Origin of the sequence: Synechococcus sp. H60.1 (genome assembly GCF_047462335.1) — a bacterium.
Classification (GTDB): Bacteria; Cyanobacteriota; Cyanobacteriia; order Thermostichales; family Thermostichaceae; genus Thermostichus.
The window spans coordinates 20900-27455 of record NZ_JANSJA010000241.1; the positions used below are offsets into that span (position 1 = coordinate 20900).

Genomic DNA, 6556 nt, shown 5'->3' on the forward strand with positions numbered 1-6556 from the left:
CACCCTTCTCCGCCCATGCCCAAGCCTTCCCAGCGCAAACCTCCTGTACGGCTGTCTCGCCGGGACAAGCTGCAGCGGCGAGGGGCGGGGCAGCCCGTTGGCAAGCGTGAGCGGCCTAAACGCCGCGATGGCAGCCTTCTTCCCCATCCCAAGCCGGCGGCGCAAGAGCCGCCCGTAAAGCCGCTTCGTCGCAAGGCTGAGCAGGAACGCCCCCAGTCGGATCCCAGCCTTCCTGTTGCTAGTCCAGAGGAAGAGGCGCTTCAGGTTAACTGGGATCCCGAAGCCGAACCTGAACAAGAGATCATCTACGGTCGCCAAACCGTGTTGGCCGCGCTGAGAAGCCAGGCCACCCTTAACCGAGTGTGGGTACTGCCGCGGTTGCGCTACAGCCCGCAATTTTTGTCTTTGTTGGAAGAAGCCAAAGCACGGGGTACCGTCATCGATGAGGTGTCTCCCCAGCGGCTAAACCTTCTCACCGCCGGAGCCAACCATCAGGGGATCGCCGCCCAGGCCACCCCTTACCGCTACGTGGATCTGGAAGAGCTGGTGGAACAGAGCCGGCAGTCCGGCCCCCATCCGGTGCTGGTGGTGCTAGACGGGATCCAGGATCCCCACAACCTGGGGGCCATTGCCCGCAGCGTGGAGGCGTTTGGCATGCAGGGGATGGTGATCCCACAGCGGCGGGCGGCAGGCGTCACGGCGACGGTGATGAAGGTGGCAGCGGGGGCCCTCTCTACCCTGCCGGTGGCGCGGGTGGTGAACTTAAACCGCGCCCTGGAATATCTTAAAGAACAGGGGTTTTGGGTCTATGGCACCACCAGCCAGGGGGCTGTCCCTGTCTATAGCGCCGACTTTCGCCGACCCGTTGCCTTGGTAATTGGATCCGAAGGGGAAGGCATCAGCCTACTCACCCAGCGCCACTGCGACCAACTGCTGTCGATTCCCTTGGCAGGCCGCACCCAGAGTTTAAATGCCTCGGTGGCAGCAGGCATCGCCCTTTATGAGATCCACCGGCAGCGCTCCCCCCACCAGCTCAAACGCACCGAGGTCGAAACATTTCTCAACAAATCCTCAACGAAGGCAGTAGAATCTAGGTGATTGCAAAAGATCCTGAGTCATCCTTTGCGCTTAATAGGGGGGATGGATCCCGTGGGCAACCCTTTGGTCTGGCTGTTGGATAAGCTGCGTGGCTTAACGGTCTGGGTTGAGATCACCACCGACGACTGCACCTACTACTACGGCCCCTTCGCCAGCGAGAAAGAAGCGGAAGCGCACAAAAGCCACTACATCGCCGACCTAAAGGCGGAGGGGGCTGAGAAGATCGAGGCTCGGATAAAGAAAATGCGCCAGCCGCAGACGCTGACGGTGGTTCACACCCCTTCACAGGTGGGTTCTTGAGGTTCGCTATGGTTTACCAGATCACTGTCCATCATCGGGGCCAGACCTACCAGTTTCCTGCCGCGGCGGATCAGACGGTTTTACAGGCAGCTCTCGAGCACGGCCTGGAGCTACCTTCCTCTTGCCAGGCGGGAGTCTGCACCACCTGTGCGGGGCGGCTAAAGTCGGGATCCGTAGCCCAGGCTGACGCAATGGGGATCGGGCCGGAACTCAAGGCTCAGGGCTTTGTTCTGCTGTGCGTAGCCTACCCTACCTCCGACTTGGAGGTGGAAACGGATCAAGAGGAGGAGGTTTACCGCTTGCAGTTTGGCTCCTAGCCCTGGTCTAGCATCGAGTATCTCCAAGCTGTGAAGCTCCATTTTCTGCGTCTAGCTTTGCCCCTAAGTTTGCCGCTTTCTGCGTCTCAACTGGAGGGATCCCTTCTCCAACAAGTGACCCAAGAGCTGGGGCAGCCAGCCCGCCTCCTGCGCTGGAGTCTGACGGCGGTGGAGGGGGAGAGGGTTTGGGTGGAGGTGGTGGCTACCACGGACGAGGCGAGTTGGGTTTAGGCTATAGAAATGGCTAGTGGTACCCCCGGCAGTTGCCATGTCTGTCTCCAAACCTGAAGCGGCCCCAGCTCCAACTTTGGCCGAGCAGCGTCCCCCTGTGGCCCTCACCATCGCCGGCTCCGATAGCGGCGGCGGAGCAGGCATTCAAGCGGATCTGCGCACCTTTGCCTTCCAGCGCGTTCACGGCACTTCTGCCCTTACCTGCGTAACTGCCCAGAATACTCTGGGGGTTAAGCGAGTGGATCCCCTACCCCCGGAGGCGGTGGCTGCCCAGATTGAGGCGGTAGTGGAAGACATTGGGGTGCAAGGGATCAAAACCGGCATGTTGCTCAATGCCGAGATTGTGCGGGAGGTGGCCCGCCAGGTGGAACGCTGGGCGCTGCAGCCGCTGGTAGTGGATCCGGTGATGGTCTCCCGCACGGGGGCCAAGCTGCTGGCGGAGGATGCCATCCAGGCCATCCGCGAGCGGCTGATCCCTCTGGCTCAGGTCGTTACCCCCAACCGCTACGAGGCTCAGATTTTGGCAGGGATGGAGCTGCAGTTGCTGGCGGATATGGAGGAAGCGGCCCGCCGCATCCATGCCCTGGGCTGTAAGGCTGTACTCGTCAAGGGGGGAGGTATGCCAGGGGAACTGCAGGGGGTGGATGTGTGGTTTGACGGCGAGCGGCTGGAGGTCCTCAAAAGCGAGCGCATCCCCACCCGTCACACCCACGGCACCGGCTGCACCCTCTCGGCAGCCATTGCGGCGCAACTGGCTTGGGGAAAGGATCCCCTGACGGCAACACTGGCGGCCAAGGCCTATGTTACCGACGCCCTGCGGCATCCTCTGGCCATCGGCGCAGGACAAGGGCCGGTAGGGCACTTCTACCCGCTGCTGCAGTCCTAGCCCTTCCCAGGAAGCAAGCTTGGTGGCACGGGCTCACCCTGCTAGGGGAGGGTTGGCTAGAGCAGTTCCCGCACGTCCACCACTTTGCCGCTTACTGCCGCTGCCGCCACCATGGCCGGGCTCATCAGCAGGGTGCGTCCCGTGGGGGATCCCTGGCGGCCCTTGAAGTTGCGGTTGGAAGAAGAAGCGCTTATTTGCCGGCCTACCAGGCGGTCTGGGTTCATGGCCAAGCACATGGAGCAGCCGGGATCCCGCCACTCAAACCCTGCCACCTCAAAGATCTCGCGCAGGCCCTCGCGTTCTGCCTCCTGCTTGACCCGCTCCGAGCCAGGCACGACAAACGCCTTCACTCCAGGTGCTACCCGCCGTCCTTTGGCAATCTTGGCCGCCTCCCGCAAGTCACTCAAGCGGCCATTGGTGCAACTGCCAATGAAGCAGACATCCACTGGCGTGCCCACAATGGGATCCCCAGGCCGCAAACCCATGTAGGCATAGGCTTCCCTAGCCAGCTCCCGCTCGCTTTCTGGCAGCTCCTCGGGAGCAGGGATCCGCTCGTCCACCCCAATACCCTGGCCGGGGGTAATCCCCCAAGTTACCGTGGGGGCAATCTCAGAGGCCTGAAACACCACTACATCGTCATAGACAGCGTCGGCGTCGCTGGCTAAGCTTTTCCACCAGGCCACTGCCTCCTCCCAGTCGGATCCCTGAGGAGCAAACTCCCGTCCCTTTAGGTACTCAAAAGTTACCGCATCGGGATTAACGTAGCCGCAGCGGGCTCCCCCTTCGATGGACATGTTGCAGAGGGTCATGCGCTCCTCCATGCTCATTGCCTCGATGGTGCTGCCGCCGTACTCGTAGGCGTAGCCCACCCCGCCTTTGACCCCCAGCTTGCGGATGATGTGCAGGATAACATCCTTGGCGTAAACTCCTGGCCCCAGGCTGCCCTGGACCTCGATACGGCGCACCTTGAGCTTAGACAGGGCCAAGGTTTGGGTGGCCAGCACGTCCCGCACCTGGCTGGTGCCAATACCAAAGGCAATCGCCCCAAAGGCGCCGTGGGTAGAAGTATGGCTATCGCCGCAGGCAATGGTCATCCCTGGCTGCGTCAGCCCTTGCTCCGGCGCAATCACATGCACGATCCCCTGCCGACCGGAGCCGCTGTTGTAAAAGCGGATGCCATATTGGCGACAGTTGCGCTCCAGCTCCTGGATCATCTCCTCTGCCAAGGGATCCGCAAAGGGCCGCGTCCGGTTGTCCGTGGGAATGATGTGATCCACTGTAGCCACGGTGCGCTCTGGGAAGAGAACCGGCAGATGGCGCTCCCGCAGCATGGCAAAAGCCTGGGGACTGGTCACCTCGTGGATGAGGTGCAGGCCGATAAACAACTGCGTCTGCCCCGAGGGCAGAACCCGCACCGTATGGGCGTCCCAGACTTTGTCAAACAGTGTTCTCTCGCTCATCTTTTTCCTCTCCGGCCTGCGGCCAAGCCGATCTTTCTTAATTTCTCTTAATTCTAAGGTTTGCCAAGGCAGGGGCGGCCAGGGCCCTTTTCCCAGCCAAGCTAGCGGGCACCTCTAGGGGGGGTCAAGCGGCTGGGGATCCGGCTCGAGCAAAATGCCGGTGGGAGCAGATTGGGTTACCCAGAAATCCACCTCCGGAAAGTGGCGACGCAGGCTGTCGCGGGCTTGGGCGGCCAATTCCAGGCTGGGCATGATCCCAAACACCGTCGGCCCCGAGCCCGACATCAAGGCCCCCCATGCCCCTGCCTCAAGCAAGGCCTGGCGCAATTTTCCCACAATGGCGTACTCCGCCAAAACCGGCTGTTCCAGATCGTTGCGCAAACTGCGGGCTAAGGCCAGCAGATCCCGCTGCTCCAGAGCAGCCAGCACCTGGGGCAAGCTCGGCAAGGAGGACGCGACAGAAGGTAAGGAAGCGGCAGGGCGAGTGCGAAAAGCCTGATAGGCCCAGGCGGTGGAAACCCCTAGATGCCGGGGCTTGGCCAAGAGCAGGGGGATCCCTTCCCAGTCGGCCAGGGGCTGTAAAACTTCTCCCCGCCCCGTGGCTAGCTGCGTCCCTCCCTGTACGCAGAAGGGAATATCGGATCCCAGACGCGCCGCCAAGTTCTGGAGTTCTCCTACCGTTAGGCCCAAGCCCCAGAGCTGGTTGAGTCCCACCAAAACTGCCGCCGCATCCGCTGAGCCGCCCGCCAAGCCCGCTGCTACTGGGATCTGTTTTTCCAGCTGGATCTCCACTCCCAGATCGGCCTGACATTCCTTTTGCAGCAGCTCAGCCGCTTGGTAGGCTAGGTTACGGGTATTTGCCGGCACCTCCGGGTGGTTGCAGATCAGGTGGATGCCGTGGGGACGGCGCTGGAGACGCACGCGATCCGCCAGAGCAATGCTCTGCAGGATCATAGCCACCTCGGAATAGCCATCGGGGCGGGATCCGAGGATTTCCAGGTAAAGATTGATCTTGGCGCGGGCAATCAGGGTACAGGCTTGCATGGGGTGAGAACGGGGTTGGCAATGCATCTCCACTCCCCTCAGCCTGTCCAGACCAACGCAAACACAGACCTAATCTGGGGAGCCCTTTCAGCCCGATTCTAAGGCAAGGGATCTGGGTAGAACCCTGGGGCTAGCTACTTTTTGCTGCAGCTATTCCAGAACTGATAAAGTTTTGGCACCCTCTGCCTCACCACTGCCCCATGAGCAAGCCCAAAGTTGGGATCCTCTACAACGACGCCAAGCCCGCCGCCAAGCGCAGCAGCGAAACCTTGGCCCGCTGGTTTCAAGAACAGGGCTGGGAGGTCTGTGTTGCCCCCAACTGGGGCGGCATCCTCGGCTACGCCAAGCCCAGTAGTCCCGTCTGCCTGACGAAGGTGGACAGCTTGGCCCCCGCCGGCTTTGACGAAAGCATGAAGTTTGCCGTGGTGCTGGGGGGAGATGGCACTGTTTTGGCAGCAGCCCGGCAACTGGCCCCCAAAGGGATCCCTTTGCTGGCCGTGAACACTGGCCACTTGGGCTTTCTGACGGAGACCTACCTCAGCCACCTAGAAGAGGCAGCCAAGGCAGCCATTGCCGGCGAGTACATCCTAGATCGCCGCAGCATGCTGCTGGTGCAGGCCTACCGCGGCCATGAGTTGCGCTGGGAGGTGCTCAGCCTCAATGAAATGGTGCTGCACCGCGAGCCCTTGACCAGCATGTGCCACTTTGAAGTAACCATTGGGGAGCACTCACCTTTGGATGTAGCTGCCGACGGCATCATTTTAGCCACCCCCACTGGCTCGACGGCCTATGCCCTTTCGGCGGGAGGGCCCGTCATCACTCCCAGTCTGCCGGTGTTGCAGTTGATCCCTATCTGTCCCCACTCAATGGCCTCACGGGCTCTGGTCTTTCCCGATTCGGAAGAGGTGTGGATCAGCCCCGCCAGCCCCCAACCGCTGGTTTTGGTAGCCGACGGCAATGCCGGCTGCTACATCCTGCCAGAAGACCAAATCCGCGTTGTCCGCGCCCCCTACTGGACAGATTTGATTCGCCTCCGCCGACCGGAGTTCTTCCGCGTCATGCGCGAGAAGTTGGGCTGGGGCCTAACTTATGCTTCTAAGCCTACCTCGGTAGAGCTGCCCTAGCCGGAGAACTTAGGAGTCCTGCACAAGTTGTTGGTCTTGGGAGGCCGTTGGATGGAGGCGCTGCCGAAGACCCGCTTGCCGGTGCCCGCATCCCCT

Annotated in this window: 8 protein-coding genes; 6 read left to right on the top strand and 2 right to left on the bottom strand. The window is 61.5% G+C overall.

What is annotated here, in order from left to right; all coding sequences use genetic code 11:
- Positions 1-15: 15 nt before the first annotated feature.
- The 5 genes from rlmB to thiD are packed head-to-tail and all read left to right on the top strand — an operon-like array spanning position 16 to position 2832.
- The gene (gene rlmB, locus NW852_RS11545) at positions 16-1098 is read left to right on the top strand and encodes a 23S rRNA (guanosine(2251)-2'-O)-methyltransferase RlmB (RefSeq protein WP_414371747.1); all 1083 of its coding nucleotides are present in this window, start codon (positions 16-18) and stop codon (positions 1096-1098) included.
- A gap of 42 nt (positions 1099-1140) precedes the next feature.
- Entirely contained in the window at positions 1141-1398 is a 258-nt protein-coding gene (locus NW852_RS11550) for a DUF1816 domain-containing protein (protein ID WP_414364707.1), read from the top strand.
- An 8-nt stretch (positions 1399-1406) separates the two neighbouring features.
- Complete coding sequence (locus tag NW852_RS11555) at positions 1407-1715, top strand: 2Fe-2S iron-sulfur cluster-binding protein (protein ID WP_414364706.1); 309 nt, start codon at positions 1407-1409, stop codon at positions 1713-1715.
- Between the two features lie 30 nt (positions 1716-1745).
- A complete protein-coding gene (locus tag NW852_RS11560; protein ID WP_414386152.1) occupies positions 1746-1946 on the top strand; it encodes a hypothetical protein in 201 nt (66 codons plus the stop codon).
- Between the two features lie 37 nt (positions 1947-1983).
- Positions 1984-2832, top strand: a complete 849-nt coding sequence (gene thiD / locus NW852_RS11565; protein ID WP_414364702.1) for a bifunctional hydroxymethylpyrimidine kinase/phosphomethylpyrimidine kinase — start codon at positions 1984-1986, stop codon at positions 2830-2832.
- Positions 2833-2888: 56 nt separating this feature from the next.
- On the opposite strand, the gene leuC is transcribed toward thiD, so the two are convergent.
- Positions 2889-4292 carry a 3-isopropylmalate dehydratase large subunit gene (leuC, locus tag NW852_RS11570; protein ID WP_414364700.1) on the bottom strand — a complete coding sequence of 468 codons (1404 nt, stop codon included), beginning with the start codon at positions 4290-4292 and terminating at the stop codon, positions 2889-2891.
- A gap of 114 nt (positions 4293-4406) precedes the next feature.
- Positions 4407-5363: a 4-(cytidine 5'-diphospho)-2-C-methyl-D-erythritol kinase gene (gene ispE, locus NW852_RS11575; protein WP_414371752.1), complete on the bottom strand. Its 957-nt coding sequence runs from the start codon at positions 5361-5363 to the stop codon at positions 4407-4409.
- Positions 5364-5536: 173 nt separating this feature from the next.
- Between ispE and NW852_RS11580 the strand changes: the two genes are divergently transcribed.
- Entirely contained in the window at positions 5537-6460 is a 924-nt protein-coding gene (locus tag NW852_RS11580) for an NAD(+) kinase (RefSeq protein ID WP_414371754.1), read from the top strand.
- Positions 6461-6556: the final 96 nt, after the last annotated feature.